Source organism: Nocardioides renjunii (genome assembly GCF_034661175.1).
In the GTDB taxonomy this organism is placed as follows: Bacteria; Actinomycetota; Actinomycetes; order Propionibacteriales; family Nocardioidaceae; genus Nocardioides; species Nocardioides renjunii.
The window spans coordinates 1,180,476-1,196,519 of the sequence record NZ_CP141058.1; the positions used below are offsets into that span (position 1 = coordinate 1,180,476).

Below are 16,044 nucleotides of genomic sequence, written 5' to 3' on the forward strand. Positions count from 1 at the left end.
GTGGTGGTGGGCTCCCGTTAGGCTGGCCCCTCCAGAGCCGGTCGCGCGCTCCTGGCGACGTGGCCGCGACGTGCGGCTCACGTCCCCCAGAAGGTGTCCGTGAAGGTCAGTCGGTTCTCCCTGAGCGCTCGTGGGCTGCGGTGGCCCCCGCCCGGCGTGTGGGCACCCGTCCTGGCGATCGTGCTGGTGGTCGTGGTCGTGTGGACCTCGTTCTTCGCGGGTCCCGGACCCGGCAGCACCGCGACCGACCGGACCAGCGCGGAGCCGACGGAGGTGCCGCGGTCCGAGCGACCGGACGGTGACGGGGGTGACGGGGGTGACGGGGGCGACGGGCAGTCCGGCTCCGACGACGGCCTCGACGTCGGACCCGAGGCGGAGCCCGGGACCGCCGACGGCAAGTCGGCCACCGCGGCGCTCGACCGGTCCGTACGCCGCTTCCGCGCCGCCCAGCGCCGGCTGGCCCAGCAGGTGTCCCGGCAGCTCGAGCGCCAGGAGCGTCGCGCCCAGACGCTGGAGTTCCGGGTCGCCACCTACAACGTGCTGGGTGACTCCCACACCGGTCCGGGCGGCAACAAGCCCGGCTTCCCCGACGCCGGACCGCGCATGGACATGGCCATCGCGGCGCTGCGCAACAACGGCATCGACGTGGTGGGCTTCCAGGAGTTCGAGTCGACCCAGCACAACATGTTCACCTCCCGCGCCGGCGAGTACGCCCTCTACCCGGGCCTCGCGCTCGGGGACAAGTCCGTGCGCTTCAACATCGCGTGGCGCTCGAGCATGTGGAGCCTCGTCGAGGCGCACACGCTGTCCATCCCCTACGCCGGGGGCAGCCGCATCGACATGCCGGTGGTGCTGCTCGAGTCCACCACGACCGGCCGGCGGGCCTGGTTCGCCAACTTCCACAACCCCGCCGACACGCCGCGCCTGGGCAACAACGCGCACTGGCGCTCGATGGCGGCGGGCATCGAGATCGCCCACCTCACCGAGCTGCACGCCCGCGACGGCCATCCCGTCATCGTCACCGGCGACTTCAACGAGCGCTCGGAGATCTTCTGCCGGTTCACCGCCGGCGGCGTCTTCAGCGCAGCGGCGGGCGGCAGCTCCGCCGGTGGGTGCGCCCCGCCGCCGAGCATGCAGGTCGACTGGATCTTCGGGTCGACCGGAGTGGCCTTCGAGGGCTACGCCGTGACCGGCACCGGCGTGGCCTCGGACCACAACCTGGTCCACGCGCAGGCCACGCTGACCGAGGTCGAGTGAGCGGGTCCGCGCTCGATATACTCCGCCGCGTGAAGTCACTGGGCCAGCTGCGGCGTTCGGGCGGGCTGGACGTGCACCGCATCGACGTCGACGGGGTCCTGATGGCCAGCCCGCGCGAGCAGCTGGTCGACGTCGCCTTCGACGGCCGGCGCATCTGGTCGTTCTGGCTGCACCGCGACGGCGAGGAGCGCGAGGACGGCGTCCTCGCGCGGTGGCCCAAGCCGCTGCGGCCCTTCCTCGACGGCGTCACCGAGGTGACGCTGACCGATCCCGGAACGGGCACCGTCCTGCACGAGGAGACGGTGCAGTTCGGGGACCACCCGGGTCGCATCGAGGTGGTCAACCCGGCCGGCCGGCCGTTGAGCCTCGACAAGTCGCTCAAGCTGGTCGAGACCTTCGACACCCGCGACGCCGCCCAGGTCGAGCCGCTGCTCGACGCCATCGAGGAGGTGCTCGGCGCCCTGCGCGAGGTGGGGCTCGACGCGTTCCTCGCCTACGGCACCGCCCTCGGCGCCATCCGCGACGGCGGCCTGATCGGCCACGACAGCGACGCCGACCTCGGCTACGTCAGCGCCCACGACCACCCGGTCGACGTGATCCGCGAGTCGTTCCGGATCCAGCGGGCGCTCACCGACATGGGCTACCGGGTGACCCGCTACTCCGCCATCGCGCTCAAGGTCCACGTCGCGGAGAGCGACGGCCTCGACCGTGGCCTCGACGTCTTCGGCGGCTTCATGCGCGACGGGGTCCTCTACCTCATGGGCGAGATCGCGGTCCCCTTCGAGCGCGACTGGATCCACCCCCTCGGCACGGCCTCGCTCGAGGGACGCGAGTTCCCGGTGCCGGCCGACACCGACCGCTTCCTCACCGCGACCTACGGTCCCCACTGGCGCGTGCCCGACCCGGCCTACAAGTTCACCACGCCGGCCAGCACCATCGAGCTGTTCAACGGCTGGTTCCGCGGCATGCGCACCGGTCGTGCCGGCTGGCACGGCTACCACAAGCGCACGTTCAACCAGCCGGCTCCCGTCTCGGCGGTCGCCCACCAGGTCGCCGAGCGGCACCCCGACCTCGCGACGTACGTCGACATCGGCTGCGGACGCGGCGCGGACGTCGCCTGGTTCGCCGACCGCGGCACCTCGGCCATCGGGCTGGACTTCCAGCCCTTCGCCTACGCCGAGGAGGCCGAGCGCCGGGCCGACGACCCGCGGGTCACCTTCCAGCTCTTCAACCTGCTCGAGCTGCGCCACGTCCTCGCCGTCTCGGCGTGGGTGGCCCGCACGCCGGGTCCGCGTGCCGTCGGCTGCGTCCACGTCATCGAGCGGCTGGGGCGGCGCGGCCGGCTCAACATGCTCCGCTCCGCGCGGATGATGCTCGCCGGCACCTCCGGGGCCCTGCACCTGCAGTTCCTCAGCGAGCGCGGCCGCGACGGCTACCCTCGTCGTACGGGCGCCCGCAAGGCCCTCGACCCGGCCGTCGTCGCCGCCGAGGTGGCCGAGTCCGGTGGCCGGGTCCTCGAGCAGGTGCGCGAGCGCGTCTCGCCGGGCCCGGACGGATCGCAGGTCTGCCGGATAATCATCGACTGGAACGCGTGAGGTGGGAGCAGGCATGTTCGGACGCAGGAACCGGCATGGCTCCGAGGGCGGTGACCTCGAGCAGAGGGTCGCCGCTCTGGAGGAGGCCGTGCAGGAGAACCGGGCGCTCAACGTGCGCCTGGCCGAGCTGACCGACGTGGTGAGCGAGCTGCTGCTGCCCGTCGCCGCCCGCGACGAGGAGAGGTTGGAGGAGCTGCTGGGGAAGTACCGCGGGGACTTCTCGTGAGCACAGCCGGCGGCCCGCGCCGGGTGTTCCTCCACATCGGGCTCCCCAAGACCGGTACGACGTACCTCCAGCAGGTGGTCTGGGGCAACCGCGAGCGGCTGCGCGAAGCCGGCGTGCTCGTGCCGGGCTTCGGCCACCGCGAGCACCTCTGGGCCGCGCTCGACCTCCAGGAGCGGCCGCGGCTGGCCCGCCGCCACCCCGACGCCCCGGGCGCCTGGCAGCGGCTCGTCGACCAGGCGTCCGCCCACTCCGGCGACGTCCTGCTGACCCACGAGTTCTTCTGCGGCGCCAGCCGGGCGCAGGCGGCGCGTGCCGTCGCGAGCTTCCCCGGCGCCGAGGTGCACCTCGTGGTCACCGCTCGCGACGCCGCGAGCGTGGTGTCGGCGGGGTGGCAGGAGTCGGTCAAGAACGGCAGCACCGTCGACCTCGACTCCGTGATGGCGGGCACGGCGGCCGGCGGCCCGGAGTTCAGCATGCGCACCTGGGACCTCGCGGGCGTCCTCGAGCGGTGGACTCCCGACCTGCCGGGCGAGCGCGTCCACGTCCTCGTGATGCCCGGACCGGGGGAGCCGCGCGACCTGCACTGGCGCCACTTCGCCGAGGTGCTGGGCGTCGACCCCGACGCGGTCGACGCGCCCACCGAGGCCGCCAACCCGGCGCTCGGCATCGTGCAGATCGAGACGCTGCGGCTGGTCAACCGCCACCTGCCGTCGTACTCCGCCCACGACCGCGGTGTCTGGATCCGCGGCTACCTCGCCGAGGACCTGCTGGCACGGCAGCCGCGCGAGCGCGGCGGACTGCCCGAGCACCACCTGGCACGCTTCGCCGAGCTCGACCGCGCCGCCGTCGAGATCGTCACCGACCGCGGCTTCCACGTCCTGGGTGACCTCTCCTCCCTGGGGGTGGAGAGGGGGCCGGGCGGCGCGGGCCGGCTGCCCGGCACGGTCACCGCCGAGGAGCTTCTCGAATCGGCCTCCCGCCTGGTCGCTGATATCGTCGCAGACGTCCGCGCGAGCACGGGTGACGTGCCGCCGCGGACCCGGGGAAGTCACTGACCCGGGTGCCGAGGGGCACCCCGAGGGAGTTGTCGCGTGCGTTCCAAGTTCATTGCCCTGATCGCAGCCTGTGGCCTGACGGCCGCGCTGGTCGCGCCCGTCAGCGGGTCCTCGTGGGCCGGTGCCGGTCCTGCGGCGGGCGCCGCCGCGGCCGCGCAGCCGGCCGCCGCCGGCCTGGCCGCCGCGGCGGCACGCAAGCCCGGCAAGCCCAACAAGAAGTGGAAGGTCCCCGTCGGGACCAAGTTCAACAACCCGATGGTCCCGAAGGACCGCTTCGTCATCGAGCGCCACCTGCTCCGCGCGATCCGCAACACGCCGCGTGGCGAGAAGATCATCATCTCGGCCTACTCCCTCGACCGCGGCGCGTTCGCCGACGCGCTCATCCGCGCCAAGAAGCGCGGCGTCAAGGTGCAGGTGCTGCTCAACGACCACCTCGTCACCGGCGCGCAGGTCCGCATCCAGCGGGTGCTCGGCAACAACACCAAGAAGTCCAGCTTCCTCAAGCGCTGCGTGTCCGGCTGCCGCGCCGACGAGAACGAGTACAACAACCTGCACAGCAAGTTCTACCTGTTCAGCCGCACCGGTCGGAACCGCAACGTCGTCATGCTGGGCTCGCAGAACATGACGCTCAACGCGGTGCGCTGGCAGTGGAACGACCTCTGGACGACGGCCGGCAAGAAGACCCTGTTCGACCAGTTCGAGGCCCTCTTCAACGACATGCGCCCCGACTGGGACAAGCGCCGCGCCTCCTACACCTTCTGCGACAGCGGGCGGGTCTGCCCGGCCGGCGACATGCAGAAGTACCACAACGTCGTCTTCCCGCGGCACACGACGCCCACCAAGGACGTCGTCCTCGACATCCTCAACAACGTGCAGTGCGTCTACACCGACCCGGGCGGCTTCCAGAAGCGCACCATGCTGCGCCTGTCCATGCACACGATGCGCGGCGGCCGCGGCAACTACATCGCCGACAAGCTGCGCGACCTCTACGCCCAGGGGTGCAACCTCCGCGTCAACTACGGCCTGATGGGCTTCCACACCAAGCAGCACATCGGTGCGCCGACGGCCCGCGGCCGCGTGCCGCTGCGGTCGACCGGCTTCAACCTCCGCGACGACGTGCCGACGGGTGACCCCGAGATCGACAGCATGCCCGAGGCGATCGAGCGCTACACCCACCACAAGTACTTCGTGCTGCGCGGCTCCTACAAGGGCGTCATCGACAGCAACATCGTGTGGACCGGGTCGACCAACTGGTCGAGCCTCGGCACGCCGCAGGACGAGATCCTCTTCACCATCCACGGGCGTGGCGTGGTCCGCGACTACCTCGACAACTTCAACCTGATGTGGAAGAAGCCGTTCAGCCGCGACGCCTACACCACGACGTACTCGTCGTGGCGGATGGTCGACGGCCGCCGGGTCGGGGTGGACCCGATGGTGACCGTCGAGCCTGACGGGCTCCGCGGCGGCGGCTCCACCTGGGAGAACGACTGAGGGTCGGCCCTCAGCCCTCAGCCCTCCTGCTCGCCCGCGTCCTCGGCCGGCAGGAGGGACTCGGCCAGGCCGCGCACGGTCTCTTGGTCGGGCCCCTGCAGCACCACCGTGCTGCCCTTGAGGTCGTAGGCCAGGACGGACGCGCCGTCGTGGTCCCACGACGACCAGGGACCGGTGCCCCAGTCCGAGAGGTCCACGTCGTCGCCGGCGGTGAGGCCCGCCTCGGCGAGGACGTCGGCGGCCTTGCCCGGCATCTGGTCGAGGACCACCTCGCCGGTCGGCGCCGTGAACTCCATGCGCCACCACTGCGGGTCGGGCGTGTAGCCGCCGCCCATCGTCTCCCAGCCCTCGGGCAACACGGTCGGGACCATCGTGATGAGGTCGTCGTCGACCGCCCGGAGCGCGGCCTTCTTGTAGCGGGGCTCGAGCGCGGGCTCGTCGCCGAAGTCGACGGGGTCCACCGGCGCGGGGGACTCGCTCGCCGAGGGCGTCTCCGACGCGGCCGGGTCGTCGGCCGAGGAGCCGGTGTCGTCGCCGCACGCGCCGGCGAGCAGGACGAGGGAGACGCCGAGGGCCGGTCCGATCGCACGGTGCAGTCGCATGCCCCGAGTGTCTCACGCAGGCGTGTGACAACGGTCTCGGACGCGAGCCCTGCCCAGGTGAACGACCAGTAACTAGACTCCGAGCGATCCAGCCGCGAGCGCCCAGGAGCCATCACATGCCCCGCCTCTGCCAGACCGACGGCCTCTCCGAGGACCAGATCGAGATCCTCAAGGCCGTACGGCAGTTCGTGGACGAGCAGATCATCCCGGTGGCGCAGGAGCTCGAGCACGCCGACGAGTACCCCACCGAGATCATCGAGGGCCTCAAGGAGCTCGGGGTGTTCGGGCTGACGATCCCCGAGGAGTTCGGCGGGCTGGGGGAGTCGCTGCTGACCTACGCCCTCGTGGTCGAGGAGATCGCGCGGGGCTGGATGAGTGTCTCGGGCGTGATCAACACCCACTTCATCGTGGCCTACATGCTGATCCAGCACGGCACGGACGAGCAGAAGCAGAAGTACCTCCCGCGGATGGCGACCGGCGAGGTGCGGGGCGCGTTCTCGATGTCCGAGCCGGGGCTGGGCTCCGACGTGTCGGCGGTCTCGACCAAGGCCACGCGCGCGGAGGACGGGTCCTATGCCATCACGGGCCAGAAGATGTGGCTGACCAACGGCGCCACCTCCACGCTCGTCGCGGTGCTCACCAAGACCGACGAGGGCGCCGAGAGCGTCTACAAGAACATGACGACCTTCCTGGTGGAGAAGGAGGCCGGGTTCGGCGAGACCGCCCAGGGCATCACCGTGCCCGGCAAGATCGAGAAGATGGGCTACAAGGGCGTCGAGACCACCGAGCTCATCCTCGAGGGCCACCGGATCGCCGCCGACCAGGTCCTCGGTGGCGAGCCCGGCAAGGGGTTCTTCCAGATGATGGACGGCGTCGAGGTCGGCCGCGTCAACGTCGCGGCCCGTGCCTGCGGGCTGGCGTGGCGCGGCTTCGAGCTCGCCATCGCCTACGCCCAGCAGCGCAGGACCTTCGGCAAGCCGATCGCCGAGCACCAGGCCGTGCTGTTCCGGCTCGCGGAGATGGCCACCAAGGTCGAGGTCGCGCACACGATGATGGTCAAGGCCGCCCGCCTCAAGGACACCGGCCAGCGGATGGACGTCGAGGCCGGCATGGCCAAGATGGTCGCGAGCGAGTACGCCAACGAGGTGGTCGAGGACGCGTTCCGCATCCACGGCGGCTACGGCTACTCCAAGGAGTACGAGATCGAGCGCCTCATGCGCGAGGTCAAGTTCATGCTCATCGGCGAGGGCACGTCCGACATCCAGAAGATGATCATCGGCCGCAGCCTGCTCAAGGACTACCAGCTGCGCTGAGCGTCCGGGTCGGGCACCACGCCCTATTGGGCGACGGCCACACCGACGGGCATGCCCGCGGCCGCGTCCGCCGCGGCGAGGGCCTCGCTGGCCGCCTCGACCACGTCGGGGGACAGGACGTGCTCGATGGCCAGCGCGGAGGCGCCCAGCACGGCCGCCTCGCCACCCGCGCGGGACGTCACGATGCGCAGGTGCTCGGTGGCCAGCGGCAGGGAGCGCTGGTAGACCGACTCGCGGATCCCGGCGAGCAGGTGCTCGCCGGCGCCGGCGACCTGGCCGCCGATCACGACCACTGACGGGTTGATGAGGTTGACCATCGTGGCCACGATCTCGCCGATGTCGCGACCGGCCTGGCGGACGACGGCCATGGCGGGCTGGCTGCCGGAGCGGACCAGCTCGACCACGTCGCTGCCGGTCTCGGCCGGCTCGCCCTGGGCGCGCACGGCTGCGGCGAGCGCGGGCCCGGCAGCCACGGCCTCGAGGCAGCCGGAGTTGCCGCAGCGGCACGGCACGTCGTCGGCGCCGGGCACCCGCACGTGCCCGAGGTCGCCGGCCGTGCCCTGCGCGCCGCGCTGGAGGATCCCGCCGGAGACGATCCCGGCGCCGATGCCGGTGGCGACCTTGATGAGCACGAGGTCGTCGACGTCGCGCAGGTGCCGGCGCCGCTCGCCCAGCGCCATGATGTTGACGTCGTTGTCGACGAGCACCGGGACGGGGTAGTGCTGCTGGAGGTGGCCGGGGACGTCGTAGCGGTCCCACCCGGGCATGATCGGCGGGTTGATCGGCCGGCCGGTGGAGTGCTCGACCGGTCCGGGCAGGCCGATGCCGATCGCGGCGAGGTCCTCGATCGGTCGCTGGCTCGCCTCGACGAGGTCGCGCACCGACTCGACCACCCACGACAGCACCGCGTCCGGACCGTCGGCCACCGCGATGCGGGTGTCGACCTCGCCCAGGATCACGTCGTTGAGGTCGGTCAGCGCGGCGCGTGCGTGGGTGGCGCCGATGTCGACGCCCACGACCAGCTTGGCGGCGGCGTTCAGCGCGAAGAGGGCCGGCGGTCGGCCGCCGGTCGAGCGCGCGCCGCCGTAGGGCGCGACCAGCCCGAGCCGCGTCAGCGTGTCGATCCGCGCGGTGACGGTGGAGCGGGCGAGGCCGGTCGCCTCGGCCAGCTGGGCCCGGGTCCACGGTCTTCCGTCGCGGAGGAGATCGAAGAGTTCACCCGTGCGCACGGAGTGAGTCAAGCACATGCAGCGCTTTCCGCAATAGAGGTGAGTCTTTTGACGGGTGCTCGACAAAAGCGGGTGACGCATGCCACAGTTCTGCCCGTGTCCTCCTCACATGAGCCTGTGCGGGGCGAGGGCGGGCCGGTCAGCGGCGCGTCCGCGTCGGCCGGCGCTCCTCGATCCTCCTCGACCCCGCTCCTCGAGATGCGCGGCATCGTCAAGCGGTTCCCGGGCGTGCTCGCGCTGGGCGGCGTCGACCTCGACGTGCGCGCCGGCGAGGTGCACTGCCTGCTGGGGCAAAACGGTGCCGGCAAGTCGACCCTCATCAAGGTGCTGTCCGCCAGCTACCAGCCCGACGAGGGCGAGATCCTCTGGGAGGACCGACCGGTCACGCTCACCACGACCCAGTCGGCGATGAAGCTGGGCATCTCCACGATCTACCAGGAGCTCGACCTCGTGCCGGGCCTCACCGTCGCGGAGAACATCTTCCTCGGCCACGAGCTGTCCTCGGCGGGCATGATCCAGCGCGGCCAGACCAACCGCGCGGCAGCCGACCTGCTCGCGCGCCTCGGGCACGGCGAGATCCCCGCGACCCGGGAGGTCGGCCGGCTCACCCCCGCCGCCCAGCAGATCGTCAGCATGGCCCGCGCGCTCTCGCAGGACACCCGCCTGCTCATCCTCGACGAGCCGTCGGCCGTCCTCGACCAGGGCGAGGTCGACAACCTGTTCCGCGTCATCCGCGACCTCACCGCCGAGGGCGTGGCCGTCGTCTACATCTCCCACCGGCTCGAGGAGATCCGCCAGATCGGCGACCGCATCACCGTGCTCAAGGACGGCAGCACCGTCGCCTCGGGCCTCGCGGTGGCAGACACCCCGACCGCCGACCTCATCAAGCTGATGACGGGGCGCTCGATCGAGTACGTCTTCCCCCCGCGCTCCGGCACCGCGCCGGTCTCGGGCCAGCCCGTCCTCGAGGTCAGCGGCCTCGAGCTCCCCGGCGTCTTCTCGGGTGTCGACCTGAGCGTCCACGCGGGCGAGATCGTCGGCCTCGCCGGGCTCGTCGGCGCCGGCCGCTCCGAGATCCTCGAGACCGTCTACGGCGCACGCCGTCCCTCCGCCGGCACCGTGCGCGTCAACGGGCGCGAGCTGCGCCGCGGGTCGGTCCCCGCCGCCGTGAAGGCCGGACTCGGTCTGGCCCCGGAGGAGCGCAAGAGCCAGGGCCTGCTGCTCGACCAGGCCGTCTACAGCAACATCACCATCTCGACGCTGGGCCGCTTCGCCCGCCTGAGCTTCCTGGACAGCGGCGAGGAACGCCGCCGCGCCAAGGAGGTCACCGAGTCGCTCGACGTACGCCCCGCGGGCGTCGACCGGCTGGTCCGGCTGCTCTCGGGCGGCAACCAGCAGAAAGTCGTCCTCGCGCGCTGGCTGCTCCGGGAGTGCCAGGTGCTGCTGCTCGACGAGCCCACCCGGGGCGTCGACGTCGGCGCCCGCGCCGAGATCTATGCCGTCGTCCGTGCGCTGGCCGACTCCGGCGTCGCCGTCGTCGTCGTCTCGAGCGAGGTCGAGGAGGTGCTCGGGCTCGCGGACCGGGTGCTGGTGGTCCGCGAGGGCCGAGTCGTGCACGAGGGACCGTCGAGCGAGATCGACGAGTCCCGTGTCCTTGATCTGGTCATGAAAGGAACTGCCGCATGAGCGAGCACCACACGAGTCCCGGGGCCCACGAGGCGCCCGACCTGGGTGCCGTGGAGAACACCGTGGCTCCGTCCGGCGACACCATCAAGGTGGAGCAGGCCGCCGCCGAGAGCGAGTCGGCCAACCGGGGCGCGGGACTGATGAGCGGCCCCTTCGGGCGCAACCTCGGCCTCGTCGTCGCGCTGCTGATCATCTGCGTCGTCGGCGTCGCCACCACCGGTGACCGCTTCGCCAGCATCGACAACGTCCTGACGATCCTGCGCTTCGCGTCCATCGTCGGGGTCGTCAGCATCGGCATGACCTTCGTCATCATCGGCGGCGGCATCGACCTGTCCGTCGGTGCGATCCTCGCGCTCGCGTCCGTGTGGGCGACCACCTTCGCCACGCAGACGATGGCCACCGACACCCACTGGCTGGTCATGGTCTTTGTGGCCATGGCGGTGGGCGGGGCCTGCGGGCTGATCAACGGCGTGCTGATCGCCTACGGCAAGATCGTCCCCTTCATCATGACGCTCGCCATGCTGGCGTCCGCGCGCGGACTGGCGGAGATCATCTCGGAGCGACGCACCCAGATCGTCACCGTCGAGGGGTTCCGCGACGTCTTCACGGCCGACATCCTTGGCGTCCCGATCCTGGTGGTCATCTTCGCGGTCGTGTCGGTCGGCGGGTGGGTGCTGCTCAACCGCACCACGTTCGGTCGGCGCACCCTGGCCGTCGGCGGCAGCCCCGAGGCGGCACGGCTCGCGGGCATCAACGTCAACCGGCACACGATGATGCTCTACGTGCTGGTCGGGCTCTGCTGCGGCCTCGCGGCCCTCATGTTCATCGGCCGCACGTCCACCGGCAGCTCGACGCACGGCACGCTCATCGAGCTCGACGCCATCGCCGCCGTCGTCATCGGCGGCACGCTGCTCACCGGCGGGCGCGGCACCATCGTCGGCACCGTGTTCGGCGTCCTCATCTTCAGCACCCTGAGCAACGTCTTCGTCCTCAACAACCAGGACAGCTCCACGCAGGCGGTCGCCAAGGGGATCATCATCGTCGTCGCCGTGCTGCTCCAGCAGCGGCTGGCCCGGCGTACGACCTCGACCTAGCACGCCCACGGCTCGGGCCACACCACCGCACCACAGGCACCACCGCAGCACCGCAGCACCGCAGCACCGCAGCACCGCACGACCGCACCACCTGGAGCAGCATCCACCGCTCGGTTCAGCACGGCACCCATCCCAGAAACAAGGAGCACACCCCATGCGACTGCGCACCACTTCCCGACGGCAGCAGAGCCGCCGCTACCCCGGCCTCGTGGTCGGCGCGGTCGCCGTCCTCGCCCTGACGGCCTGCACCGGCAGCGCCGAGGACGCCTCGAACGACGAGGACAGCAGCAGCGACGCCGCCCCGGCCGCCGCCGCCGGCAGCAACGACGAGGAGGGTGACACGGTCACCATCGGCTTCTCGGCGCCCGCCGCCGACCACGGCTGGATGGCCGCCATCACCAACAACGTCCGCGACCTCGCCGAGGAGTACCCCGACCTCGACCTGCAGATCGCGGAGGGCACCAACGACGTCAACCTGCAGATCAGCCAGGTCGAGACCTTCATCAACGACGGCGTCGACGCCATCGTGCTGCTGCCCTTCGACGGCGCGGCGATGACCCCCGTCGCGATGCAGGCCATGGAGGCCGGCATCCCGGTCATCAACGTCGACCGCGAGTTCGACGACCCCAACGCCGCCCGCGTCACCGTGCTCGGTGACAACTACGGCATGGGTGTCTCCGCCGGCCAGTACGTCTGCGAGCAGGCCGGTGGCAACGAGGACGCCATCGTCGCCGAGATCGCCGGCATCGACTCGCTGCCGCTGACCCAGGACCGCAGCCAGGGCTTCGAGGACGCGCTGTCCGAGTGCGGCCTCGACGTCGACGCCCGCCAGGCGGCCGAGTTCACCGTCGAGAGCGGCGAGGAGGTCGCGTCCAACCTGCTGCAGGCCGAGCCGAAGATCGACTTCCTGTGGAACCACGACGACGACCAGGGCGTCGGCGTCCTGGCCGCCATCGAGAACGCCGGTCGCGACGAGTTCGTGATGGTCGGTGGCGCCGGCTCGGCCAACGCCATGCGCTCGATCCAGGAGGACAGCGGTGTCCTCAAGGCGACCGTCATCTACCCGTCGACGCAGGGCGCCGACGGCGTCAAGCTGGCCCGCCTGCTCGTGCAGGAGAAGGCCATGGGCGACCTGGTCGAGGTCGAGGTGCCCCGCATGGTGCAGCTCTACGCACCGGTCGTGACGTCGGAGAACGTCGACCAGTTCATCGACTCGGCCTTCGAGTCCTGACAGACCCGCGGCGGCTCCCGGTCCTCCGGGAGCCGCCGCGGTCCTCCGTCCCCGACCGGGACGGATCGCTCGACCGATCCTGATCGCTCCACCGAACTCGTACGAGGAGTCCGATGACCACCACCTCCGACGGCACCGGCGACCTCGCGGTCGGCATGGTCGGCTACGCCTTCATGGGCGCCGCCCACTCGCAGGCCTGGCGCAGCGCGCCCCGATTCTTCGACCTGCCGATCCGCCCGCGGATGAGGGCCCTCGCCGGCCGCGACGCCGGCCGCGTCGCCGCGGCCGCCGACCGCCTGGGCTGGGAGTCCACCGAGACGTCCTGGAAGGCGCTGGTCGCCCGCGACGACATCGACCTCGTCGACGTCTGCACCCCCGGCGACACCCACGCCGAGATCGCCATCGCGGCGCTGGAGGCGGGCAAGCACGTCCTGTGCGAGAAGCCGCTGGCCAACACGGTCGAGGAGGCCGAGGCGATGGTGCGCGCCGCCGAGGCCGCCGCCGCCCACGGCGTCCGGTCGATGGTCGGCTTCACCTACCGCCGCGTCCCCGCGATCGCCCTCGCCCGCCAGCTCGTCAGCGAGGGACGGCTCGGGACGCTGCACCACGTCCGCGCGCAGTACCTCCAGGACTGGATCGTCGACCCGGAGGCGCCGATGTCGTGGCGCCTCGACAAGTCGCAGGCCGGCTCCGGCGCGCTCGGCGACATCGGCGCCCACATCATCGACCTGGCGCAGTTCATCACCGGCGACAGCATCCGCCGGGTCTCGGGCCGGCTGCGGACCTTCGTCGAGGAGCGCCCGCTGCCCAGCGAGCACTCGGGGCTGTCCGGGACGGCCGGGACGGGGACCGGCACGGTCACCGTCGACGACGCCGCGACGTTCCTCGCCGAGTTCGACGGGGGAGCGATGGGGGTCTTCGAGGCGACCCGCTTCGCCAACGGCCGCAAGAACGCGATCCGGGTCGAGATCAACGGCTCCGCCGGCAGCCTCGCCTTCGACTTCGAGGACATGAACATCCTGCACTTCTTCGACGGCACCGAGGACGCCGGCACCGCCGGCTTCCGGCGCATCCTGGTCACGGAGGCGCAGCACCCCTACGTCGAGGCGTGGTGGCCGCCGGGCCACCTCATCGGCTACGAGCACGGCTTCACCCACCAGGTCGTCGACCTCGTCAACGACATCGCCGCCGGCAACGACCCGGCTCCGTCCTTCGCCGACGGCCTCCGCGTGCAGCGGGTCCTCGCCGCGGTGGAGACGAGCTCCGACACCAACGCCTGGCAGGACATCCCCCGCTGAGCGGCGCCCCGCCGGCCACCATCAGCAGACGACGACCAAGGAGCGACCGATGACCCGACCCATCACCCTGTTCACCGGCCAGTGGGCCGACCTGCCGTTCGAGGAGGTCTGCAAGCTGGCCTCGGGCTGGGGCTACGACGGCCTCGAGATCGCCTGCTGGGGCGACCACTTCGACCCCTGGGCCGCGGTCGAGGACGACGGCTACGTCCCGGCGAAGCGCGAGATGCTGGAGAAGCACGGCCTGCAGGTGTTCGCCATCAGCAACCACCTCAAGGGCCAGGCCGTCTGTGACGACCCGATCGACGCGCGCCACCGCGACATCCTGCCCGACCGGATCTGGGGCGACGGCGACGCCGAGGGCGTGCGCCAGCGCGCCGCCGAGGAGATGAAGATGACCGCCCGGGCCGCGCGCAAGCTCGGCGTCGACGTGGTCGTCGGCTTCACCGGCTCCTCCATCTGGAAGTACGTCGCGATGTTCCCGCCGGCCTCGCAGGCCCTGGTCGACGCCGGCTACCAGGACTTCGCCGACCGCTGGAACCCGATCCTCGACGTCTTCGACAGCGAGGGCGTGCGCTTCGCGCACGAGGTGCACCCCTCCGAGATCGCCTACGACTACTGGACGACCGTCGCCGCCATGGAGGCCATCGGGCACCGCGAGGCGTTCGGCCTCAACTGGGACCCCAGCCACTTCGTGTGGCAGGACCTCGACCCGGTCGGGTTCCTCTGGGACTTCAAGGACCGGATCTACCACGTGGACTGCAAGGACGCGAAGAAGCAGGTCGGCAACGGCCGCAACGGGCGCATGGGCTCCCACCTGGCGTGGGCCGACCCGCGACGCGGCTGGGACTTCGTCTCGACGGGCCACGGTGACGTCCCCTGGGAGCAGTGCTTCCGGATGCTCAACACGATCGGCTACGACGGGCCCATCTCCGTGGAGTGGGAGGACGCCGGGATGGACCGCCTGGTCGGAGCGCCCGAGGCGCTCGAGTTCGTGCGCCGCCTGGCCTTCGACGCCCCCACGGCGGCCTTCGACGCGGCCTTCAGCACGCAGTCGTAGGGCTGATCGCCCCTAGACTCCGCGCATGAGGGGCTTCCGGGCGAAGGACGCGGACCGCGACCGGTTCGTCGAGCTGATCGAGGCGGCGTACGTCGACGGCCAGCTCGGCGCCGAGGACCGCGACCTGCGGGTGAGCCGGGCCCTGACGGCCGAGACGCTCGACGAGCTCCAGACGCTGACGCGCGACCTGCAGCTGCCGGAGGGCCACGTCCCTCCGGCAGCCCCGAGCCGGACGCCGGTCCGGGCGCTGTCCCGACCCTCGTCCGGCGCGCGTGGGGTGCTGGTCGGGCTGGTCGTGTTCGTCGTGCTGGTCGCGGTGGGGGTCACCGGGGTGGTGGCCCTGGCGATGTTCGCGGTGAGCGGTGGCCCGGACGCCACGACGTCGACCGTGGTCGACCCGGCACCGGCCGTGCCCGGGCGGGACCCGGCGGTCGGGCAGCCGGGGCCCCCATCGTTCGAGCTGACCCCGGCCGGGGTGCGCGGCTTCCTGCGCGACTACGAGGCGGAGTTCGACACGCTCGACGCCTTCGAGACCGGCCTCTACCCCGAGCACGCCTGGGCCTTCGTGCCGGTGCGGGGCGCGCGGCCCCGCTACGAGCGCTGGTCCTTCGACGGCGCCTGGAGCCGGCAGTCGGACGCGTCGGCCGTGCGCGACGGGAGCCCGGTCGTCGACCTCGGCGCTCTCGACGTGCGCCGCCTCTTCGCCAACATCGACACCGCCCAGAAGACGCTCGACGTGCCGCGCGGCGAGCTCACGCACGTGCTGGTCAACTCGTGGATGGAGGCGAGACCGTCGGTCAACATCTACGTCGCCAACCGCTTCGACGAGAGCGGCTACCTCAGGACCACGCTGGCCGGCGACGTCGTCCGCGCCTACCCCTACGGCGGGTGACCGATCCCACGTGACGCC

14 protein-coding genes are annotated in these 16,044 nt (G+C 71.5%); 12 read left to right on the plus strand and 2 right to left on the minus strand.

Annotated elements, in window-relative coordinates; translation table 11 throughout:
• The first annotated feature begins 99 nt into the window (after nt 1-99).
• The 5 genes from SHK17_RS05585 to SHK17_RS05605 are packed head-to-tail and all read left to right on the plus strand — an operon-like array spanning nt 100 to nt 5,624.
• Nucleotides 100-1,257, plus strand: coding sequence for an endonuclease/exonuclease/phosphatase family protein (locus SHK17_RS05585; RefSeq protein ID WP_322921390.1), 1,158 nt, complete (start codon nt 100-102; stop codon nt 1,255-1,257).
• 29 nt (nt 1,258-1,286) lie between these two features.
• Nucleotides 1,287-2,852, plus strand: coding sequence for a hypothetical protein (locus tag SHK17_RS05590; protein WP_322921391.1), 1,566 nt, complete (start codon nt 1,287-1,289; stop codon nt 2,850-2,852).
• A 13-nt stretch (nt 2,853-2,865) separates the two neighbouring features.
• On the plus strand, nt 2,866-3,078 hold the full coding sequence (locus tag SHK17_RS05595) for a DUF6752 domain-containing protein (RefSeq protein WP_172270452.1): 213 nt from the start codon (nt 2,866-2,868) through the stop codon (nt 3,076-3,078).
• Nucleotides 3,075-4,133: a hypothetical protein gene (locus SHK17_RS05600; RefSeq protein ID WP_322921392.1), complete on the plus strand. Its 1,059-nt coding sequence runs from the start codon at nt 3,075-3,077 to the stop codon at nt 4,131-4,133. Before SHK17_RS05595 ends, SHK17_RS05600 begins: the two co-directional genes overlap by 4 nt.
• Before the next feature lie 36 nt (nt 4,134-4,169).
• Nucleotides 4,170-5,624: a phospholipase D-like domain-containing protein gene (locus SHK17_RS05605; protein ID WP_322921393.1), complete on the plus strand. Its 1,455-nt coding sequence runs from the start codon at nt 4,170-4,172 to the stop codon at nt 5,622-5,624.
• A 17-nt stretch (nt 5,625-5,641) separates the two neighbouring features.
• Here SHK17_RS05605 and SHK17_RS05610 read toward each other — a convergent pair whose 3' ends face one another.
• A complete protein-coding gene (locus SHK17_RS05610) occupies nt 5,642-6,226 on the minus strand; it encodes a hypothetical protein (protein WP_322921394.1) in 585 nt (194 codons plus the stop codon).
• A gap of 116 nt (nt 6,227-6,342) precedes the next feature.
• Between SHK17_RS05610 and SHK17_RS05615 the strand changes: the two genes are divergently transcribed.
• Nucleotides 6,343-7,539 (plus strand): acyl-CoA dehydrogenase family protein, encoded by a 1,197-nt coding sequence (locus tag SHK17_RS05615; protein ID WP_322921395.1) that lies wholly within the window; start codon nt 6,343-6,345, stop codon nt 7,537-7,539.
• Nucleotides 7,540-7,562: 23 nt separating this feature from the next.
• Here the strand turns inward: SHK17_RS05615 and SHK17_RS05620 are convergent, their stop codons facing one another.
• A complete protein-coding gene (locus SHK17_RS05620) occupies nt 7,563-8,768 on the minus strand; it encodes an ROK family transcriptional regulator (protein ID WP_322424725.1) in 1,206 nt (401 codons plus the stop codon).
• A 96-nt stretch (nt 8,769-8,864) separates the two neighbouring features.
• Between SHK17_RS05620 and SHK17_RS05625 the strand changes: the two genes are divergently transcribed.
• The 6 genes from SHK17_RS05625 to SHK17_RS05650 all read left to right on the plus strand — a co-directional run bounded on the left by SHK17_RS05625 (nt 8,865) and on the right by SHK17_RS05650 (nt 16,026).
• Nucleotides 8,865-10,454: a sugar ABC transporter ATP-binding protein gene (locus SHK17_RS05625; protein ID WP_322921396.1), complete on the plus strand. Its 1,590-nt coding sequence runs from the start codon at nt 8,865-8,867 to the stop codon at nt 10,452-10,454.
• On the plus strand, nt 10,451-11,548 hold the full coding sequence (locus tag SHK17_RS05630) for an ABC transporter permease (protein WP_172270464.1): 1,098 nt from the start codon (nt 10,451-10,453) through the stop codon (nt 11,546-11,548). Before SHK17_RS05625 ends, SHK17_RS05630 begins: the two co-directional genes overlap by 4 nt.
• Before the next feature lie 154 nt (nt 11,549-11,702).
• Complete coding sequence (locus SHK17_RS05635) at nt 11,703-12,779, plus strand: substrate-binding domain-containing protein (protein ID WP_322424723.1); 1,077 nt, start codon at nt 11,703-11,705, stop codon at nt 12,777-12,779.
• A gap of 113 nt (nt 12,780-12,892) precedes the next feature.
• Complete coding sequence (locus SHK17_RS05640) at nt 12,893-14,077, plus strand: Gfo/Idh/MocA family protein (protein ID WP_216652127.1); 1,185 nt, start codon at nt 12,893-12,895, stop codon at nt 14,075-14,077.
• A gap of 49 nt (nt 14,078-14,126) precedes the next feature.
• Nucleotides 14,127-15,134: a sugar phosphate isomerase/epimerase family protein gene (locus tag SHK17_RS05645; RefSeq protein WP_172270466.1), complete on the plus strand. Its 1,008-nt coding sequence runs from the start codon at nt 14,127-14,129 to the stop codon at nt 15,132-15,134.
• A 25-nt stretch (nt 15,135-15,159) separates the two neighbouring features.
• Nucleotides 15,160-16,026 carry a DUF1707 SHOCT-like domain-containing protein gene (locus tag SHK17_RS05650; RefSeq protein ID WP_322921398.1) on the plus strand — a complete coding sequence of 289 codons (867 nt, stop codon included), beginning with the start codon at nt 15,160-15,162 and terminating at the stop codon, nt 16,024-16,026.
• The last annotated feature ends 18 nt before the right edge of the window (nt 16,027-16,044 follow it).

Excerpts from the sequence above, each read along its gene's own strand:
- SHK17_RS05640 (WP_216652127.1), top strand. The coding sequence starts at position 12,893 with ATGACCACCACCTCCGACGGCACCGGCGACCTCGCGGTCGGCATGGTC.
- SHK17_RS05595 (WP_172270452.1), top strand. The coding sequence starts at position 2,866 with ATGTTCGGACGCAGGAACCGGCATGGCTCCGAGGGCGGTGACCTCGAG.
- SHK17_RS05630 (WP_172270464.1), top strand. The coding sequence starts at position 10,451 with ATGAGCGAGCACCACACGAGTCCCGGGGCCCACGAGGCGCCCGACCTG.
- SHK17_RS05650 (WP_322921398.1), top strand. The coding sequence starts at position 15,160 with ATGAGGGGCTTCCGGGCGAAGGACGCGGACCGCGACCGGTTCGTCGAG.
- SHK17_RS05615 (WP_322921395.1), top strand. The coding sequence starts at position 6,343 with ATGCCCCGCCTCTGCCAGACCGACGGCCTCTCCGAGGACCAGATCGAG.
- SHK17_RS05635 (WP_322424723.1), top strand. The coding sequence starts at position 11,703 with ATGCGACTGCGCACCACTTCCCGACGGCAGCAGAGCCGCCGCTACCCC.
- SHK17_RS05645 (WP_172270466.1), top strand. The coding sequence starts at position 14,127 with ATGACCCGACCCATCACCCTGTTCACCGGCCAGTGGGCCGACCTGCCG.
- SHK17_RS05610 (WP_322921394.1), bottom strand. The coding sequence starts at position 6,226 with ATGCGACTGCACCGTGCGATCGGACCGGCCCTCGGCGTCTCCCTCGTC.